This is a genomic window from Sphingobium sp. MK2, from assembly GCF_040170545.1.
Taxonomy (GTDB): domain Bacteria; phylum Pseudomonadota; class Alphaproteobacteria; order Sphingomonadales; family Sphingomonadaceae; genus Sphingobium.
The window spans coordinates 37,056-56,094 of record NZ_JAZDXA010000003.1 but is presented as its reverse complement, the minus strand read 5'-3'; the positions used below and the strand labels follow the sequence as shown (position 1 = coordinate 56,094).

The window sequence follows — 19,039 nt, the reverse complement described above, 5'->3', positions numbered from 1 at the left end:
CCAAGGCGGTTTCCTTCGTTTCCATAATCGAAAAGCGGACAGCGATGCGGACAATGGAATCGCTTTTTCACGAGCCATTACGATCTATCTTGGATCTATCTTGGATATATCTTGGATATATCTTAAAGACATTAAGGACGCGAGCGACAGACCTGTCATTCGCGTCCTCCACACCTATATGGATCGGCTCAGCGCTTACGCATCTTCCGCGCTTCGCTTGGGTTCACGCACTCGTCGGTTACCGTTTTCGAGCAGACCGGATAGTCCTTCGCCTCGGCGGGCGGGGGAGTCATATTGCCGCCGACCGTGACGGGATTGTTTGACGAGCCCATGGGTGCGGCCGGGTCGCGCGGCGCGCCGGGCGGAGCTGGCGCCATGCCGGGATCAGCGGGGACTGCGCCGGTCGGCATGCCTGCATTGGGGTCTTCTGCGGGCGGCGGTGGCCCCATGGATGGATCACCTTGCGGCGTCATTGCGTCACCGGGCATCTGGTTGGCGGGCATATCCTGCGCAATCGCCGTGGTGCCAAGTGAGGCGATACCTATCAAAGCTGCGCCTGCGAACATGAGGGATTTCATCGGGGGGATCCTTTCCTTATTCTTGTCGCTGCCCCGTTCTGCTGCGGGGGCGTCGAAAGAACCGGCGCTAGGCCATCTCCGTTCCGCCGCTGGCGACGAACCGAGGCGCTGGTGCCATGAAAGGAAAGGCGAATCGGCCCTATTCGCCAGGGAAGCGATCGAATTTGGGCAGCAGATGGGCGTTGGCCATCCAGTCGGCGGCTTCGGCCATCTGGATATGGGCTTGCGGCGGCAGAGCGCTGATATCGTCCAGCGTGCCGGTCTGGATGTCGATCTTGCCGGGGAAAATCGTGGCATTTGTGTAGAACAACCCCGAACCGCACGTTCCGCAGAAATGGCGGATGGCATGTTCGGAGGAGCGATATTCGACCGGCGTGCCGCTGATCGTCACCGCCTCCTGTGGGTATAGCGCCCAGCCAACCATCGGCGCGCCCGCACTGGTGCGGCAATCCTTGCAATGGCACAGTGCGCTATGCGCCGGTTCGCCCTGCGCCTCGTAGCGGATCGCGCCGCAATGACATCCTCCTGACAACATCGCTTGTCCTCCCTTGCATGATTCGCCTTTTGTTCTCATAGAAGGCGCTTCGCCGCAAGGGTCATGCCTTGCCCCTGTCGCCCCCTATCCCTAGTTGTCCTCCATGACTCTTCCATTGCCCTCGCCCAATGATCCGCCCTATTTGCGGGGTTTGAACCCGCCCCAGCGTGAGGCCGTGCTGACGACCGAAGGGCCGGTGCTGGTGCTGGCGGGCGCAGGCACGGGCAAGACCGCGGCGCTGACCGCGCGGCTGGCGCATCTGGTCGCCACGGGCCGCGCCTATCCCTCGCAATTCCTGTCCGTCACCTTCACCAACAAGGCCGCCCGCGAAATGCGGGAGCGGGTCGGCAAGATGATTGGTCCGGCGGTGGAGGGGATGCCGTGGCTTGGCACTTTCCATTCCATTGCGGCCAAGATGCTGCGCCGTCATGCCGAACTGGTAGGGCTGCAATCCAATTTCACCATCCTCGACACCGATGATCAATTGCGGCTGATGAAGCAGTTGATTCAGGCGGAAGGGATTGACGAGAAGCGCTGGCCCGCGCGGCAATTGGGCGGCCTCATCGACCAGTGGAAGAATAAGGGCTGGACCCCGGAGGATGTCGGCGCGGGCGAGAGCGAAGGCTATGCCAATGGTCAGGGGCAGAAACTCTATGCCGCCTATCAGGCGCGATTGCGTGCGGTTAATGCCTGTGATTTCGGAGACTTGCTGCTGCATGTTCTGACGATTTTGAAAAAGCATCGCGATGTGCTGCAAAGCTATCAGGAGCGGTTTCGCTATATATTGGTGGACGAATATCAGGATACGAACTCCAGCCAATATCTGTGGCTGCGGCTGCTCGCCCAGACGCGCAAGAATATTTGCTGCGTGGGCGATGACGACCAGTCCATCTATTCATGGCGTGGCGCAGAGGTTGCCAATATCCTGCGGTTCGAAAAGGATTTTCCCGGCGCGACGATCATCAAACTAGAACAAAATTATCGATCGACTCCGCATATTTTGGGAGCCGCGTCCGGGGTGATCGCCGAGAATGGCACGCGGCTGGGCAAGACATTGTGGACCGACATTGACGTGGGCGAGAAGGTGCGCGTCATCGGCATATGGGATGGGCCGGAGGAAGCGCGGCGGGTCGGCGAGGAGATCGAGACGATCCAGCGCGATGGCGGTTCGCTGGACGAGGTTGCCATATTGGTGCGCGCGCAGCACCAGACTCGCGAGTTCGAGGATCGCTTCATCCAGATCGGCCTGCCCTATCGCATCGTCGGCGGGTTCCGCTTCTATGAGCGCGCCGAAATCCGCGATGCGCTCGCCTATTTGCGGCTGGTGAACCAACCCGCGGATGATTTGGCGTTCGAGCGGATCGTCAATGTGCCCAAGCGTGGCCTGGGCGACAAGGCGGTGGAGAAATTGCATCGGCTGGCGCGGGCGGAGGGTATCCCGCTGCTCCATGCCGCCGCGCGGATATTGGACACCGACGAACTGACACCGCAGGCGCGGCGGTCGCTCGGCAGTTTCGTCGGCGATCTGGCGCGTTGGCGCGACCGGGCGGCGCAATTGCCCCATGCGGAACTGGCGCGACAGATATTGGACGAGAGCGGCTATACCGCGATGTTGCAGGCCGAACGCAGCACCGAAAGCGCGGGGCGGCTGGAAAACCTGACCGAATTGACGCGGGCGATGGAGGAATATGAGACGCTGGGTGCGTTTCTGGAGCATGTCTCGCTGGTTATGGATAATGAGGCGCAGGCCGAGTCTGCCAAGATCACCATCATGACCATCCATGCCGCCAAGGGGCTGGAGTTTGACTCGACCTTCCTGGTCGGGTGGGAGGAAGGTATTTTCCCGTCGCAGCGGGCGCTCGACGAAGGCGGGCTCAACAGCCTGGAGGAAGAGCGGCGGCTGGCCTATGTCGCGATCACGCGGGCGCGCAAGCGCTGCACCATCCTGCATGCCGCCAACCGGCGTATCTATGGCCAGTGGACGAGTTCGATCCCGTCGCGTTTCGTGGGCGAATTGCCGCCGGAGCATGTCGAGGAAGAAAGCAGCATGACCGGCGGCGCGTCTTTATGGCGGGCCAATTGGTCGGAGCGCGAAGATCCCTTTGCCCATGTCGGGCGCGGCGAAGGGCGCGGGCCGGGCTGGCAACGCGCACAGTCATCGGGCCAGTTCAGCCGCGAACCCGTGCGGATAGTCGAGGCGCGCACCGCCGCCGTGTCGATCGGCAATAAGGGGCGCAGCGACATGGCCGTGGGATTGCGCGTCTTTCATCAGAAGTTCGGCTATGGCATCGTCGCGGAGATTGAGGGCAACAAGCTGGAGATTGATTTCGAGACGGCGGGCCGCAAGCGAGTGATGGACAGTTTCGTCTCGCGGCCCTGAGAGTGATGCCCAAAGCTGGCGCCTGCCGTTTGTCCTGTTCCCCGACGAAGGTCGGGGTCCAGATCAGAGCGTGGAACTGGACCCCGACCTTCGTCGGGGAACAGGTATGCTGCGGCTCGTAACGGTCAGTCGGCGCGGGGGAGCGACAGGATGAAACGGGCACCTTCGCCTGGTGCGCCGCCGATGCGGATGTCGCCGTGCATGGCGCGTGCGAGGCGGCGTGAGATATAGAGGCCGAGGCCTGACCCGCCCGCATCATCGCGGCCAAGCCGTTCGAATTTCTCGAATATGCGTTCGCGATCGGCGAGCGCCACGCCCTGCCCCTGATCGATCACCATGATGCGCGCTTCGCCGGGCGCGGATTCGGTGACGATGCGAACCTGCGTCTCTTCGGGCGCATATCGCACGGCGTTGCCGATGAGGTTGACGAGGATTTGCAGCACGCGGCGAAATTCGCCGGTGGCGAGCAGGCTTTGATCCTCCTGCGGCGGCAGGATGGTGATGCGGCGATCGAGCGCCTTGACGGTGAGCAATCCGGCGGCGCGCCGTCCGAGATCGGCCAGGTCGACCTCTTCGGCGATGACGGCGAAATCGGGCCGGTCGATCGCCTGAAGATCGGCGAGATCATCGACCAGTGCCATCAGGTGCCGCCCGGCCGAGGCGATATCCTTGGCATAGCCCGCATAATCGGGACGGAGCGGCCCCTCCATCTGCGCGCTGATGGTATCGGCATTGGCGATGATTCGCCCCAGCGGCTGGCGCAACGAGCGGTCGAGCCGCTTGCCAAATTCGCCCGGATAGAGCGCGAGGGTCGCGCTTTCCTGCGCAAGCGGTGCGATGACGGCGCGTTCCAGCGGCATAGCGGTGCCGCGATAGCCCATGAGATGACCCGCCAGGTCAAACAGCGGAACAGCAGATAGACGAAACAGGCGAGCGGGATCGCTGACCAGCGCGGCATCCTGATCGCGAAAGGCGCGCCGCTGGGCAAAGCCACGCAGCATCGCCATGTCCCCATCGGCATCAGCGCGCAGCTCGAAATAGGCGGAAAAGCGGCTGCCCGGCAGCGGCGGATCGCGCGGCAGCGCGCCCTGCGGCCCGCAATTGTCCATCGCCATTTGAAAACGCAACTGCGTGTCGACCTGCCAGGTCCAACCTTCGGCCAGGGTAGCGATATCGGCTTCGCGGTCGATCGGCTCGACCGGGGCGACCGGAATCGGCCGCTCCTGCCAGTCGATGATCGAGAGCGATACGCCCGCGCTATCGGGCTTGGCGCGCACCCACATATCAATGTCGCCGCGTTCGGCGGCAGCGGCGACGGGCCGCGAAACGGGAACGCCGAGACGCTGGGTCAACCGGGCGATGGCGGCGAGTTGGGGGATGACGAGCAGAGAACCAAGGCTGCCGCCCGCTTCCTCCTGCAGCGCGAGCAGTGGCGCGTCGGCGCTGAGCAGCCGCCCGTCACTGGCGACGGTTGCGCGCACGATGGCCGGATGGAGCGGCATGTTCAACGCGCGGTGACTTGCAGTAGATGGTCGAGCTTCGCGCGGAAGGGCGCTGGCGTGCGCAGGGCGCTGACCGCCGCATCGGCCGCCATTTCGGGCAGATCGCGATAATGGGCCGAAGCCTCGACGATGGCGAGGTCCGACAGCGCAGGGCGAATCGGGCGCAGCGACAGGAGCAGATGGCGATAATCGGCATCCGCCCCGCCGAGCGCCCGGCACAAAGTCGCAATCTGCGCCACTGGACCCATCACCAATATGTCAATGACCTGCATCGCGCGCATCCGCAGTCGTCGGGCGGCGAGCGCGGCAAAGAGCAGGAAGCGCCGTTGGTCGAGCGCTGCCCCCAGCAGATCGGGCGCATCGGCCGCCGCGCCCATGCCGCGCACGAGCCGCTCGGCCTCGGCGATCGGGCTGACGCTTTCGTCATGGTCGGCGAGCAAGGCCCAGCCCGACCGCTCGAACGCGACCAGCATCGCGTCGCCCGCCTCCCCCGCGCCGCGCCGCGCGATCGACGCGAGGCAAGCGGCGGCGGTCCAGACCAGTTCGGCATGATATTCGGCGGGCAGATCGGGCCGCATCGGCTGATCCTCTCCCCCGCGCGCAATCCAGCGCCCTTCGGCCAGAGTGAGCGCGGAAACGGCGTTGCCGATCAGCGGATCGTCGGCGCGCAGCAGCGGTTCGCCCTCCTCCTCGGTAATGTGGTCGGCACCGGGCTGGCCGAACTGGCGCAGCATCAGCGTGACGCCAGCGCGCATCTGCATATGGGCGAGCAAGGCGGGGCTGAGCATGGCGGGATGATCGCAGAGCATCCGCCAGCAGACGGGATCGGGCCAGGGGTCCAGGGCGGTGGCGATGGCCGGGGCATGATCGAGCGAGACGCGCAGCGCCATTTCGATCGCCGTCAGGCAGCCACCCAGATGCCGCCGCGTCTCCGCGATCAGCGCGTCATGGCGCTGGCGATCGTCCTTCGGAAAGAAAAAGGCCAGGTCGATGGCATGACCGACCGGCACGGCGGACATGCCCGCCAAGACTCGCGTCATCGGCCAGCTATCCGTCATGGTCGAACCGGCAAGGGACGAAAAGACGCTCATGCGGTGCAGCATAACCGCACGTCCTTAAAATGCACTAAACCGTCCGCAGGAAATCTTTACGATCGACGCCGCAATATGATCGCGCCGATTGAGGCCACGGCGAGCAGCATGGCAACGCGCAATCCCTGCGCCAGCACGCCGAACAGGCCGGTTGCGAACATCAGCAGCAGCGCGCTGCCGGGTGTGAAGATCATCCACGGCCGCGCCTCGCCAATGCGCCCCTGACGGTCGGCAACGGAAATGATCGCCAGCAGCAAAGCGAGATCGACCGCGAGCGGACTGCGGCCCGCAAGGACGATGCCGATCAGCGCCATGACCGGCGTGGCAAAGGCCAGCACCCCTCCAGGGAGGGGCCGCAGCGCCATCATGTCAAGCCGATCCGCCAGTTCCGCCAAGAGCAGCGCGATCAGCAACAGGCAGAAGCCGGTCAGCGGCCAGAGCAGTTCAATCGGTATGAGGGCAACGGCACCGAGCGCGATCGCGGCGATGCGAAGTTGAAAGGCCGGCACCTGCATCCGCATCAGCGGGGCGCTGGCCATGCGGGCGAGCGGCGCAAGGACATAATGTTCAATGCCGCCGCGCGTCGGCGCGCGCGACACACCGGCGGCCGTAACCGCCTGCGCCACCAGTTCCGCCTGTTGCTGGCTATCGACGATAGCGACGCGGCCTTCGAGCAGATCGTCCTGCGGCGCGGTGATGCGGCGCGCACCCTTTTGCACCGCGGCACGCACCAGCGTCAGCGACAAGTCCCAGTCGCCGATCATGTCGAGCGTATCGAACATCAAAGCGGGACTGATCCGCGCGACGCCCGCCCAGCGCTGACCCGCATCGATTCGTTCGAACGGGGCACTGGCGCGGGTGTCGTCTGCCACGAGCAATGCGTTGCCCTCATTCGCTCCCAGCGCGTCGATATGCGCCTGCGCCACAATCGCGCCGTCGGCGATCAGCAGGACGTCGGCGTCGCGGGGCACATCGCGCACCATGGATATCATGTCGCGCACCAGCGCCACGGCAATACCGTCCGCGCTCAACCGATCGACCGCCTGCGACACGGCGGGCGTAATGACACTGACCAGGATCATGATTCGGTCGGCACCCGCGCGCGCCGCCTGCCGCGCCTGATATTCAACCAGCGTCTGACCCGCGAAATGCAGGCTCGCGCGCAAGCCAGCGGGCGTATCGGCCGTCGTGCGGCTGGCGCTGAGAATCGCGGAAAAACTCATATTTTTGTGCTTGTCGACCCATTGGTGGTTAGGCCGACCTTTTTGCAAGGCCGGAGGGCAGACGCAAGCAAAGCCGTATCAATCGTGCGGAATAGCTTGCTCCAAGCCCGCCAGCGCCGTGCGCAATCGCCGCAGCGCGCGCGGATCACCCGGTGCCGCCTGTGCCGCTTCGTCAGCCAATGCCATCAATGTCGTCAGCCCGAAACTGGCGGCCAAGCCCTTCAACCGCCACGCCGCCAGCGTCCAGTTGGCGTCGCAGCGGGCGCGGCCCAGCAAATCGACTTGGCGCGCGGCGCTTTCCAGGAAAGCGACGCGCAGATCCGCGATCAACGCGCGATCATCGCCGACAGCGGCGGCCAAAGCCGCGTCAAGGGCACCTGGATCATAGGACATGGCGACCAACGCTATCGAAGACGGGTTAAGTTTTGGTAACGGGGCATTCCCGCGAGCGGAAAAGATGCTAGGATGCGTGCATGACAGGGGGCAGCACAATCGTCGAGTTCTGGCGCGACGAACCATCGGAGACGCCCGCGCAAGCGGACGACATCCTGCTTTTGAAACAAGCGGTTCTGGACATCGAAGAAGATGATCCGGCGGCCGGTTCCGGCCAGGCCTGGGTCAAGCGGGTGCGCATCGCCCTGACGCTCGTGGCAATGGCGTGGATTGGCTTTGCCGGTTGGGCTATGGTCGCGTCGGGCGACCTGCGGGCCGGTCCATCGGCCTGGGCCAATGCCATCGCGACGCTGCTGATCCCGCTCACCTTGTTGGCGCTCCTCTATCTGCTGTTGGTCCGCAACAGCCGCACCGAATCGCGACGCTATCTCGACACGGCACGCGCACTGCGCACCGAAGCGGACCTGCTGGAATTGCGGCTGGGGCGGATCGCCACCCAGTTGGAAGCGGCGCGCCAGACGATGCAGGATCAGGCCGAATTGCTCGACAGCTATGGCGCAGCCGCCAGCAGCAATATGGAGGCATCGGCTGAACTGATCGCAAGCCGCACCCAGGCCAGCGCGGAGCGAGCCGAAGCCGCCGAACGCGCCGGTGCCGCGTTGATGGCGCAAATGGACGCGCTGATCGGTACGATCCCCGAACTGGAGGATCGCACCGGCCGGATGGCAGCGCAGATCATGGACAATGGCCATGCGCTGGGCGACCGGATTGATACGCTGGAGGCGCGGCTGCATGCGTTGGGCGAATTGTCCGACGATGCGCGGGCGCGCACCCTGTCGGCGACCAAGAGCCTGTCGAGCCAGTTGACGCAGTTGCAGGAAGCGACCCGGTCAGCGACCGAGGAAGTCACCGGCATGGCAGAGATTGCCGCCGGGCGCATTGATGCCACCGCGCAAACCGCGCGACAGGCGATGGATCGCACCCGGCAGGATGTGGAGGCGCAATCCGCCGCGCTCACTGCCTTGGTCGAGGCGGCGCAGGCAGGCGTCACCACCACGAGCGAAAGCGTCCGGGTGGCGCTGGTCGCGGATCTTGATCGCGCGCAGGCCGATTTGCGCGAACGGCTCGACGAGGCGATGGCGCAGGTGCGCGAGACGATGGCCGCGACCGATGATGGTTTGACGCGCCGTGCGGACACGCTGACCGCGCTGGTCGCCGCAGCCCAGGCCGGGATCGGCAGCGCCAGCGAAAATGTCATGGGCGCTCTCGCCCGCGACCTGGATCTGATCGAGCAGGAAATGCGGCAACGCATGGGTGGCGCGCTCGACCGGGCCGAGGAAGCCCTGACCTTTACCGATTCGCGGCTATCGGCGCAGGCGTCGGCGCTGGATGCGCTGATCGCGCGGTCGCGTGAGAGCCTGGATGCGATCGGCAATGACACGGTTGCTGGCCTGACCGACTCGATCGGCGATGTCGAAAGCCGCCTGCATCAGATCAACGATCTGGTCGAAGGGCAGAAGGCGTTGATGAACAGCCTGCATACCGGGCTGAATGACACGATTGCCGGGACCGAAGGCCGCTTTGCGACGCTGGAGGAAACCACCCTTACGCGCAGCGAGCGGATGGCCGAGGCGTTGGCCCGCCTGACCGTCGAGACCCAGCGGATCGACGGCGCGCTGGCGGCTGGTGGCCTGACCGCCGACAAACTGATTGGCAGCGCCGAAACCTTGCTGGTAGCGCTGGATTCGAGCGTGCGCGAACTGGATGAAACCTATCCGGCGGCGCTCGAACGGTTCGACGCCCGGATGGAACAGAGCCGCGCGCTGCTGGGCAGCGCCACGCCGGAAATGGAGCGGCTGGAGGCCATCTCGCAGGCGCTCGTCGGCCGTGCCGAAGAGGCCGAATCGCTGTTGCGGGGACAGGGCAGCCGCCTGACCGAATGGCTGGAAAGTACGCAGAGCGGGCTGGAGGCCAATCGGCAATTGGTCGATCGCCTGCGCGCTGCGCTGGATGGCGCACATCAGGACGCGACGCGGATCACCGAGGGAGCAGGCCCCCTCCTCGTCACCGCCCTGTTGCGGGTCAAGGACACGGCCGATCAGGCCGCCGAGCGGGCGCGGCAGGCGTTGGCCCGCGCCATTCCCGACGCGGCGCAGCAACTGGGCGACGCCAGCGAAGCGGCGATGCAGCGAGCGCTGGGCGACAAGGTCACCGCGCAGATCGAACAGGTCGCCAAGGTGGCCGAGGAAGCGATCAAGGCCGCGCATCAGGCGTCAGAACGACTGACCCGGCAGTTGCTGACCATCGCCGACACCAGCGCCAATGTGGAGCAGCGCATTGTGCAGGCCGAACAGGCGTCGGAAGATCGCGATCGCGACCATTTCGCGCGCCGCTCGGCCGCCTTGATCGAATCGCTCAACAGCACGGCGATCGACGTTGCCAAGATATTGTCCAACGACGTGACGGACACGGCCTGGTCCGCCTATCTGAAGGGCGACCGGGGGGTGTTTACGCGCCGCGCCGTGAAGCTGCTGGATGCGGGCGAATCGCGGGAGATCGCGCTTCATTATGATGAGGATGCCGAGTTTCGCGACCATGTGAACCGCTACATCCATGATTTCGAAGCGATGCTGCGGATCATCCTGTCGGCGCGCGACGGCAATGCGCTGGGCGTTGCCGTGCTGTCGTCGGACATGGGCAAGCTCTATGTCGCGCTGGCGCAGGCGATCGAGCGGCTGCGGCAATAGTCGTCCATGCGCGCGCAGCGACGAAGAACGCCACTCTCATTATTCCGTGAAGGCGGGGGAACGGTGCGCGTTCAGCGCGGGGCGGTGTAGCTGGGTAGCATGTCGACCGTGACCCAGCCCTGCACATAATTGGCATAATAGAGGCCGAACAGGACCGCCGACATGATAGTCGCCCGGATAGCGACGCGGCCGGGGCGGAAGTTGCTGGGGGCGCTGTCCGCCTGCCCCTTCAACATCACCTCGCCCGTTTCATCGGGCGTGCGGATGCCGAAGGGAAGGATGATGAAGGCGCACACGACCCACATCAGAAAATAGATGGCGAAAATGGCGTAGAGGTTCATGCGCGCCTGATTAGGCGCGAATGAGCAGCACGTCCACTATCGGCTTCTTGCCGGTCCAGCGCGTCGCGGTGCGACGCACGGCGAGACGTATCCGCTCACGCACGGCGTCATCCTCGCTCGACCCTTTGGGAATGACCGCCGCGGCATCATTCGATGCTTCGGCCAGGAAGGCGGCCTTGTCTTCCTCGACCGGCACGCCCTGGGTGCGCAGCGTCGGCTTGCCGATCATCTTGCCCTTGCGGTCGATCGCCACGGCGACGCTGATCTGGCCATGCAAGCCAAGTTTGCGCCGTTCGTTGATGGTGGCACCATCGGCCGGCAGGATAACGTCGCCATCCAGCACCAGGCGCCCCGTCTCCTGCTTGCCGATAATCTCCGGCGCACCGGGGGCGAGGCGCAACAGGTCGCCATTGGACTGGACCGGCGCGTGGCGGATGCCGCTGGCCAGCGCCAACCGCGCCTGCTCCGCCATATGGCGGCGTTCGCCATGAACGGGCAGCAGGATTTCGGGCCGTATCCAGCGATACATGGCTTCGAGTTCCGGGCGACCGGGGTGGCCCGACACATGGACTTCGGCCTGACGGTCCGTGACCATCAGCACGCCCGACATGGCAAGCGCATTCTGGATGCGGCCGATGGCGATTTCATTGCCGGGTATCTGCTTGGAGGAGAAGACGACCAGGTCGCCTTCGGCCAGCTTGATCGGATGGCTGTCGAACGCCACGCGGGCAAGCGCGGCGCGGGCTTCGCCCTGCCCGCCGGTCGCGATGATCATCACTTCGTTGCGGGGCAATGCCATCGCATCATCCCAATCGACCGTCGGCGGGAAGTCCTTGAGATAACCGCTGGCCTTGGCCATGCCGATGATGCGGTCGAGCGAGCGCCCGGCGACGCACACCTTGCGGCCCGTTGCCGTCGCGACTTCGCCCAACGTCTGCACGCGGGCGGCGTTGGAGGCGAAGGTGGTGACGAGGACGCGACCCTTGGCCCCGGCGATTGTTTCCATCAGTCCTTCGCGAACATCACCTTCGGAACCGCTGGCCTTGTCATTGAAGACATTGGTGCTGTCGCAGACCATGGCGAGGATGCCCTCGTCGCCGATCGCAGTCAGTTCCTTGGGGGTCGCCGGTTCACCGAGCAACGGCCGCTCGTCGAGCTTCCAGTCGCCGGTGTGGAAAATCTTGCCGTGCGGCGTGTCGATCAACAGGGCATTGCCCTCTGGAATCGAGTGGGCGAGCGGCACATAGCGGAAGCCAAACGGCCCCAGATTGAAGCTGCCTTCATTCTGGATCACATGGAGTTTGACCTCCTTGGTGAGGCCCTCTTCCTCCAGCTTGAGCCGGATCAGGCCCGCCGTGAAGGGCGTCGCATAGAGCGGTACGCCCAAGTCAGCGGCGAGATAGGGGATCGCGCCGATATGATCCTCATGCCCGTGCGTCAGCACGATGCCGAGCAGATCCTTGCGCCGTTCCTCGATGAAGGTGAGGTCAGGCAGGATCAGTTCGATGCCGGGATAGGTGGGGTCGCCGAAGGTCATGCCGAGGTCGACCATGACCCATTTGCCCTGGCAGCCGTAAAGATTGACGTTCATGCCGATCTCGCCCGACCCACCGAGGGCCAGGAAGAGCAGCTCATCCTTGGGTGTCATTATGCTTGTAAACTCCGTTCGTGCATCAGCGCGAGGCCCTGAATCGTCAGATCCGGCGCGATCGCATCGAAAATATCGCTGTTGTCGTTGAAGAGGACCGCGAGGCCCCCCGTCGAAATAACTCTGGTCGGGCGGCCGATTTCGGCCCTCATGCGGGCGACCAGCCCCTCCATCATGGCTACATAGCCCCAAAATACGCCTATATGCATCTGCGCCTCGGTCGTCCGCCCGATCACCGAACGATTTTCCGGTGGGGCGATCGCGATCCGGGGCAGCTTCGCGGCGGCCGCTACTAGCGCATCGAGCGAGAGATTGATACCCGGCGCGATGATGCCGCCCTTATAGGCCCCGCTATAGTCGATCACGTCGAACGTGGTGGCGGTGCCGAAATCGATGACGATCAGGTCGCCGCTGTAAAGATGGTGCGCAGCGATGGCGTTTACAACCCGGTCAGCGCCGACCGATCCCGGCTCCGCCACGTCGAGTTCGATGCCCCAGTCGAGCGGCGACTGGCCCGCGATCAACGCGGTCGTGTGAAAATATTTTTCGGCCAATACCTGAAGATTATGCAGCGCACGGGGCACGACCGTCGCGATGATGACGGTGTTGACGTCAGCGATCTTATAGCCTTCGAGCATCAGCAACTGGTTGAGCCAGACCGCATATTCGTCAGCCGTGCGGCGCGCGTCGGTCGCGATGCGCCAGCGTGCGCGGATGTCCCGCCCGTCGAGCAGCGCGAAAACCACATTGGTATTGCCCGCGTCGATCGCGAGAAGCATGGCAGATCCTTGGGTCAGATGAGAAAGATATCACCGGCGTGAATGGCACGGCTCTCACCATTCGCCAAGCGCAGGATGAGCATGCCCTGGCGATCGAGCGTGTCGAAAGCGCCTTCCACCGTGCTGCCGTCGGGTTGTTGCACACGCATTGGCGTGCCGGTGGGGTGGGCGTTGAGCAGCCAATGGGTGCGCACAGGGTCGAGGCCTTGCGCGCGCCAGATGGCGAGCCAATGGGCGAAAATCTGGGCCAGTCGGTCGAGCAACGCACCGGCTTCCGCATCCGTAGCCCCTTGCGCTGCGAGGCTGGTGACGGGGCGATCAAGATCGCGGGGATGATCAGTGACGTTGAGGCCGATGCCGATGACGATGGTGTCGCCGGCGCGCTCCAGCAAGATGCCTGCAATCTTTGCGCCGTCGACCAATATGTCATTGGGCCATTTGATCCGGGCTTGTCCCGCGCACAATGGCGCGACCAGGGCATGGACGGCGTTCGCCGCGACCAATGCCAGCGTATGGGGTAGCGGGTCGCTGGGCTGCAAGCGGACCAGGGTGGAGCAATAGAGATTGCCGACCGGGCTGTCCCATGTTCGGCCCATCCGTCCCCTGCCCCCGCTCTGACGCCGGGCGCGCAGCCAGTTTCCCTCGCTTAAACCACTATCGACCAATGCCAGCATGTCGGCATTGGTCGATACGGTATCTTCAACGAGACGTATATCCGTCAGAACAAGGACGCCGCCGCGGCAGCGCTCGCCTGATCCAGCATGGGGTTGAGCAGATAGCCCAGCACGATGACAGCGGCGCAGGCGGTCAGGATGATATTTTCAACCGGCCCGCCCTTTGCCTCATAGGCAGCGGTTGGCTCGTCGAAATAGATCGTCTTGATGATCTTGAGATAATAGAAAGCGCCGATCACCGAAGCCGCGATGCCCACGGCCGCCAACGCCGTCAGGCCAGCCGCGACGGCGGCATCGAACACCAGGAACTTCGCCCAGAAACCGAAGAGCGGCGGAATACCGGCCATCGAGAACATGAAGATGGCGAAGGCCGCAGCGAGGCCCTTGCGCGATTGCGACAGGCCAGCGAGGCTGGCGATCGTCTCGACCGGCTTGCCGTCGGCATCGCGCATCTGGAGGATGCAGGCGAAGGCACCGATCGTCATGATGACGTAGATCGCCATATAGCTCATCGTCGCGGCGACACCGGCCGGCGTTCCGGCGGCAAGGCCAATGAGCGCAAAGCCGACATTGTTGATGGAGGAATAGGCCATCAGACGCTTGATATTGCTCTGGCCGATGGCGGCGACCGCGCCAAAGATGATCGACGCGAGCGCCACGAAGATCACGATCTGCTGCCAATCCAAACCGGCCGGGCCAAGCGCCTCGATCGCGACGCGCACGGTCAGGGCGATGGCCGCGACCTTGGGCGCGCTGGCGAAGAAGGTCGTGACCGGCGTAGGCGCGCCTTCATAGACGTCGGGCGTCCACATGTGGAACGGCACGGCGCTGATCTTGAAAGCGAGGCCCGCCAGCACGAACACCAAGCCGAACAACGCCCCCTTGCTCACGCCGCCACCCAGCGCGACGGCGATGCCGTCGAAGGTGGTGCTGCCGGTGAAGCCATAGAGCAGCGAGATGCCATAGAGCAGGATGCCGCTGGCGAGCGAACCCAGCACGAAATATTTGAGGCCCGCTTCGGACGACCGCCCATCCTGCCGCATGAAGCTGGCGAGGACATAGGAGGCCAGGCTGTTCATTTCGAGGCCGATATAGAGCGTCAGCATATCGCCCGCCGACACCATCATGCCCATGCCGATCGACGCAAAGACGATGAGGATCGGATATTCCGGGCGCAGCGCGCCATCGGTCGAAAAGAAGCGGGGTGCAAGCAGGATCGCGGCGGCGGCCGCGCCGTAGATCAACGCCTTGGCATAGACCGAGAAAGCATCCGCCCGATATAGCCCGTCAAAGGCGTCAGGCCCGTGCGCCAGCGAGCAGAAGAGCGCAATGCCACCGCCGATCAGGGTCACGACCGACAGGCTGCCGACAAGGCGGGCCGTGCCGTCGCCACCAAAAGCCGCAACCATCAACAGGATGAGGCCGCCAATGGTGAGTACGAGTTCCGGCATGACCGCCAGAAGGGAAGTATATTCAAACATCAGTGCGCCTCCCCCGACGCTGAATGAGAGGGCGCAGCGACGTCTTCATGATGAGCCGCGTCCGCCGACTTGGGCGCGCCCAGCTTGATCTGAGCATCGCCTGTCGGTGCGGCGGGCGCGAGGCGGGCTTCAAGAGCGACGATGTCAGGACGCATCGGTGCCAAGAAGCTTTCCGGATAGATGCCCATCCACAATACGACGGCAGCGATGGGTGCGAGCAGCCACAATTCGCGCGCCGACAGGTCGGGCATGGCGGCCGCATCGGCATTGATCTGCTCACCATAGCAAATGCGACGGTAGAGATAGAGCATGTAGGCAGCGCCCAGGATGATGCCCGTCGTGCAGACCAGCGCGACCCAGGTCGATGCCTGATAAATGCCCATCAGTGCCAGAAATTCGCCGACGAAGTTGGACGTGCCCGGCAGACCGACCGACGCCATGGTGAAGAAGAGGAACAGGAGCGCATAGCGTGGCATGTTGATCGACAGACCACCATAACGCGCAATCTCACGGGTATGCAGACGGTCGTAGATGACGCCGACGCACAGGAACAGCGCGCCCGCGACCAGGCCATGGCCCAGCATGACCATCATCGCGCCTTCGATACCCGCCTGATTAAAGGCGAACAGGCCGACGGTGACGATCGCCATATGCGCGACCGACGAGTAAGCGATGAGCTTCTTCATGTCCGACTGCACCAGCGCGACCAGCGAAGTGTAAACCACCGCCACCATCGACAGGCCCCAGACCAACGGCGCGAGTTGCGCCGAGGCTTCGGGGAACATCGGCAGCGAGAAGCGGATGAAACCATAACCGCCCATCTTCAGCAGCACACCCGCCAGGATGACGGAGCCTGCGGTCGGCGCCTGGACGTGCGCGTCGGGCAGCCAGGTGTGGACCGGCCACATCGGCATCTTGACCGCGAAGCTGGCGAAGAATGCGAGGAACAGCCAGGTCTGGACCGTCGGATCGAAATTATAGGCCATCAGCGCCGGGATTTCGGTCGTCCCTGCCTCATGCACCATCCACATCATCGCGATCAGCATCAGGACCGAGCCGAGCAGCGTATAGAGGAAGAATTTGTAGCTGGCGTAGATGCGATCCGCACCGCCCCAGATGCCGATGATGAGATACATCGGGATGAGGCCGGCTTCGAACATGATGTAGAAGAGGTAGAGATCCTGCGCCGCGAAGACGCCGATCATCAGCACCTCCATGAACAGGAAGGCCGCCATATATTCGCCGACGCGCTTTTCGATCGCGCGCCAGCTTGCGCCGATGCAGATCGGCATCAGGAAGACGGTCAGCGCGATCAGCATCAGCGCGATGCCGTCAATACCCAGCGCCCAGGCGAATTTGCCGAAAATCGGCGCATATTCCTGGAACTGCCACTGCGCGCCGCTGCCCGACTGGTCGAAATTCGCCCACAGAGCCATGCCCAGCACGAAATCAATCAGGGTCGCGATCAGCGCGATCCAGCGCGCGCTGTTCGCGCCCACGAACAGACAGGCGATGGCCCCCGCCATCGGCACTGCCATCATCAGGGAAAGGATGGGGAAGCCGTCCATTATCGTGTCATCGCCCAGGTTGCGGCAGCGGCGAGGCCAATCAGCATCACCAGCGCGTAGGTGTAAAGATAGCCGGACTGGAGCCGACGGGTCACTTTATTGCCCTGCACGACCAAGGCAGCCAGACCATTAGGTCCGAAGCGGTCGATGAAACCAACGTCACCGAACTTCCAGAAGAAGCGACCGATAGCGAAGGCAGGCTTGACGAAGAGCAGATTGTAAAGCTCGTCGAAATACCATTTGTTGAGCAGGAAGGTGTAGAGGACGCCGAACTGAGCCACGAAGCGCTGCGGCCAGTCGGTATATTTCACATAGGCGAGCCATGCGATCGCAAGACCGGTCAGCATCACCGTGAAGGGCGAGAATTTGACCCAGGTCGGCACTTCATGCGCGGCGTGCATCAGATGGCTGTCGAACGCCAGCGACCCTTGCCAGAAAGCGATGCCGCCTTCCGATCCGATGAACTGATCATGGAAGACAAGGCCCGCGAACACCGCGCCGATGCTCAGCACGATCAACGGCACCAGCATGACCCAGGGGCTTTCATGCGGATGATAGCCGCCCGTGCCTGTCGCCATATGAGCGGGCGCGGTTTCATGGCCATGCGGGTCGTGACCGGCATGTTCCTGCGCCGGTGCATTGGCCTCTTCGGAGCCATGGCCGTGCGTGGCATGATCGTCATGGCCGTGGCCGTGCGCGTCATGCAACGCATGCTGGATATGCTCCGACGCGGCCCAGCGCGGCTTGCCGAAGAAGGTCAGGAACACCAGACGCCAGCTGTAGAAGCTGGTGAGCAGCGCGGCGAACACGCCGACCAGGAACGCCCCGGTGCCAGCCCCACCAGCGGCATAAGCCGCTTCGAGAATGCCGTCCTTCGAATAGAAGCCCGCAAACCCGATGCCGATGATCGGCAGGCCAACGCCCGTGATGGCGAGCGTGCCGAGCGTCATCGTCCAGAAGGTGATGGGGATGCTTTTGCGCAGGCCGCCATAATAGCGCATATCCTGCTCATGGTGCATCGCATGGATGACCGAGCCAGCGCCCAGGAACAGCAGCGCCTTGAAGAAGGCGTGGGTGAAGAGGTGGAACATCGCCGCGCCATAAGCGCCGACGCCCGCTGCAAAGAACATATAGCCCAACTGCGAACAGGTCGAATAGGCGATGACGCGCTTGATGTCGGTCTGCACCGTGCCGACGGTCGCCGCGAACAGACAGGTCGCCGCGCCGACATAGGTGACGACGGTCAGCGCCGTTTCCGAGGTTTCGAACATCGGCGAGAGGCGGCACACCATGAACACGCCCGCCGTCACCATGGTCGCGGCGTGGATCAGCGCCGACACAGGAGTCGGGCCTTCCATCGCGTCCGGCAACCAGGTGTGCAGGCCAAGCTGCGCCGACTTGCCCATCGCGCCGATGAACAGCAGCAGGCACAGCACGGTCATCGTGTCGAACCGCGCGCCAAGGAAGCCGATGGTGGAACCCGCCATCGACGGGGCCATTTCCAGGATTTCAGGGATCGAGATGGTGTTGAACACCAGATAGGTGCCGAAGATGCCCATCATGAAGCCAAGATCGCCGACGCGGTTGACGACGAACGCCTTGATCGCGGCGGCATTGGCGCTGGGCTTGCGGAACCAGAAACCGATGAGGAGATAGGATGCAAGGCCCACCCCTTCCCAACCGAAGAACATCTGCAGCAGATTGTTCGCGGTCACGAGCATCAGCATCGCGAAGGTAAAAAGCGAGAGATAGGCGAAGAAGCGCGGCTGATCCGGCTCTTCATCCATATAGCCCCAGCTATAGAGGTGAACGAGGCTCGACACGCTGGTGATGACCACCAGCATGACCGCGGTCATCGTGTCGACCCGCAGCGCCCATTGCGCGTCGAAGCTGCCCGACTGAATCCAGGTGAAGAGCGGCGCGACATAAGCCTCGCCATTGCCCATCACGAACGGGATGAAGATCGACCAGCTCATCGCGCAAATGGCAAAGAGCGCGCCGGTGGTGATGATCTTGGCAGGCAGCTTGCCGAGGGCCTTGTTACCAAGACCGGCAATGATGGCTGCGAGCAGCGGAAGAAGGACGATAAGCTGGATCAT

The 19,039-nt window shown here is 63.7% G+C and carries 15 protein-coding genes; 2 read left to right on the top strand and 13 right to left on the bottom strand.

Annotated features, from left to right (window positions below):
• Positions 1-188 precede the first annotated feature (188 nt).
• Together V2I08_RS02720 and V2I08_RS02715 are read right to left on the bottom strand one after the other, a co-directional pair.
• On the bottom strand, positions 189-578 hold the full coding sequence (locus tag V2I08_RS02720; protein WP_349633805.1) for a Fe-S oxidoreductase: 390 nt from the start codon (positions 576-578) through the stop codon (positions 189-191).
• Between the two features lie 139 nt (positions 579-717).
• Complete coding sequence (locus tag V2I08_RS02715) at positions 718-1,113, bottom strand: GFA family protein (RefSeq protein ID WP_349633804.1); 396 nt, start codon at positions 1,111-1,113, stop codon at positions 718-720.
• 103 nt (positions 1,114-1,216) lie between these two features.
• On the opposite strand from V2I08_RS02715, the gene V2I08_RS02710 reads away from it, so the two are divergent.
• Positions 1,217-3,493 carry a UvrD-helicase domain-containing protein gene (locus V2I08_RS02710; protein WP_349633803.1) on the top strand — a complete coding sequence of 759 codons (2,277 nt, stop codon included), beginning with the start codon at positions 1,217-1,219 and terminating at the stop codon, positions 3,491-3,493.
• Positions 3,494-3,618: 125 nt separating this feature from the next.
• On the opposite strand, the gene V2I08_RS02705 is transcribed toward V2I08_RS02710, so the two are convergent.
• From V2I08_RS02705 to V2I08_RS02690, 4 genes are all read right to left on the bottom strand, one after another.
• On the bottom strand, positions 3,619-5,001 hold the full coding sequence (locus V2I08_RS02705) for a HAMP domain-containing sensor histidine kinase (RefSeq protein WP_349633802.1): 1,383 nt from the start codon (positions 4,999-5,001) through the stop codon (positions 3,619-3,621).
• Positions 4,998-6,098 (bottom strand): hypothetical protein, encoded by a 1,101-nt coding sequence (locus V2I08_RS02700; protein WP_349633801.1) that lies wholly within the window; start codon positions 6,096-6,098, stop codon positions 4,998-5,000. Before V2I08_RS02700 ends, V2I08_RS02705 begins: the two co-directional genes overlap by 4 nt.
• Before the next feature lie 44 nt (positions 6,099-6,142).
• The gene (locus V2I08_RS02695; protein WP_349633800.1) at positions 6,143-7,309 is read right to left on the bottom strand and encodes a hypothetical protein; all 1,167 of its coding nucleotides are present in this window, start codon (positions 7,307-7,309) and stop codon (positions 6,143-6,145) included.
• A 78-nt stretch (positions 7,310-7,387) separates the two neighbouring features.
• Entirely contained in the window at positions 7,388-7,702 is a 315-nt protein-coding gene (locus V2I08_RS02690; RefSeq protein WP_310222054.1) for an Hpt domain-containing protein, read from the bottom strand.
• 80 nt (positions 7,703-7,782) lie between these two features.
• Here V2I08_RS02690 and V2I08_RS02685 point away from each other — a divergent pair, with 80 nt between their 5' ends.
• On the top strand, positions 7,783-10,449 hold the full coding sequence (locus tag V2I08_RS02685) for a hypothetical protein (protein ID WP_349633799.1): 2,667 nt from the start codon (positions 7,783-7,785) through the stop codon (positions 10,447-10,449).
• A gap of 71 nt (positions 10,450-10,520) precedes the next feature.
• On the opposite strand, the gene V2I08_RS02680 is transcribed toward V2I08_RS02685, so the two are convergent.
• From V2I08_RS02680 to nuoL, 7 genes are read right to left on the bottom strand one after another with little or no spacing between them, the layout of a single operon-like run.
• Entirely contained in the window at positions 10,521-10,790 is a 270-nt protein-coding gene (locus V2I08_RS02680; RefSeq protein ID WP_349633798.1) for a DUF1467 family protein, read from the bottom strand.
• A gap of 10 nt (positions 10,791-10,800) precedes the next feature.
• Positions 10,801-12,438, bottom strand: a complete 1,638-nt coding sequence (locus V2I08_RS02675; protein ID WP_349633797.1) for a ribonuclease J — start codon at positions 12,436-12,438, stop codon at positions 10,801-10,803.
• Entirely contained in the window at positions 12,438-13,217 is a 780-nt protein-coding gene (locus V2I08_RS02670) for a type III pantothenate kinase (protein ID WP_349633796.1), read from the bottom strand. Before V2I08_RS02670 ends, V2I08_RS02675 begins: the two co-directional genes overlap by 1 nt.
• A gap of 14 nt (positions 13,218-13,231) precedes the next feature.
• On the bottom strand, positions 13,232-13,930 hold the full coding sequence (locus tag V2I08_RS02665; RefSeq protein WP_349633834.1) for a biotin--[acetyl-CoA-carboxylase] ligase: 699 nt from the start codon (positions 13,928-13,930) through the stop codon (positions 13,232-13,234).
• A 5-nt stretch (positions 13,931-13,935) separates the two neighbouring features.
• Positions 13,936-15,372 carry an NADH-quinone oxidoreductase subunit NuoN gene (gene nuoN, locus V2I08_RS02660; RefSeq protein WP_349633795.1) on the bottom strand — a complete coding sequence of 479 codons (1,437 nt, stop codon included), beginning with the start codon at positions 15,370-15,372 and terminating at the stop codon, positions 13,936-13,938.
• Positions 15,372-16,940 (bottom strand): NADH-quinone oxidoreductase subunit M, encoded by a 1,569-nt coding sequence (locus V2I08_RS02655; protein ID WP_349633794.1) that lies wholly within the window; start codon positions 16,938-16,940, stop codon positions 15,372-15,374. The genes nuoN and V2I08_RS02655 overlap by 1 nt, the downstream gene beginning before the upstream one ends.
• Complete coding sequence (gene nuoL, locus V2I08_RS02650; RefSeq protein WP_349633793.1) at positions 16,940-19,039, bottom strand: NADH-quinone oxidoreductase subunit L; 2,100 nt, start codon at positions 19,037-19,039, stop codon at positions 16,940-16,942. The genes V2I08_RS02655 and nuoL overlap by 1 nt, the downstream gene beginning before the upstream one ends.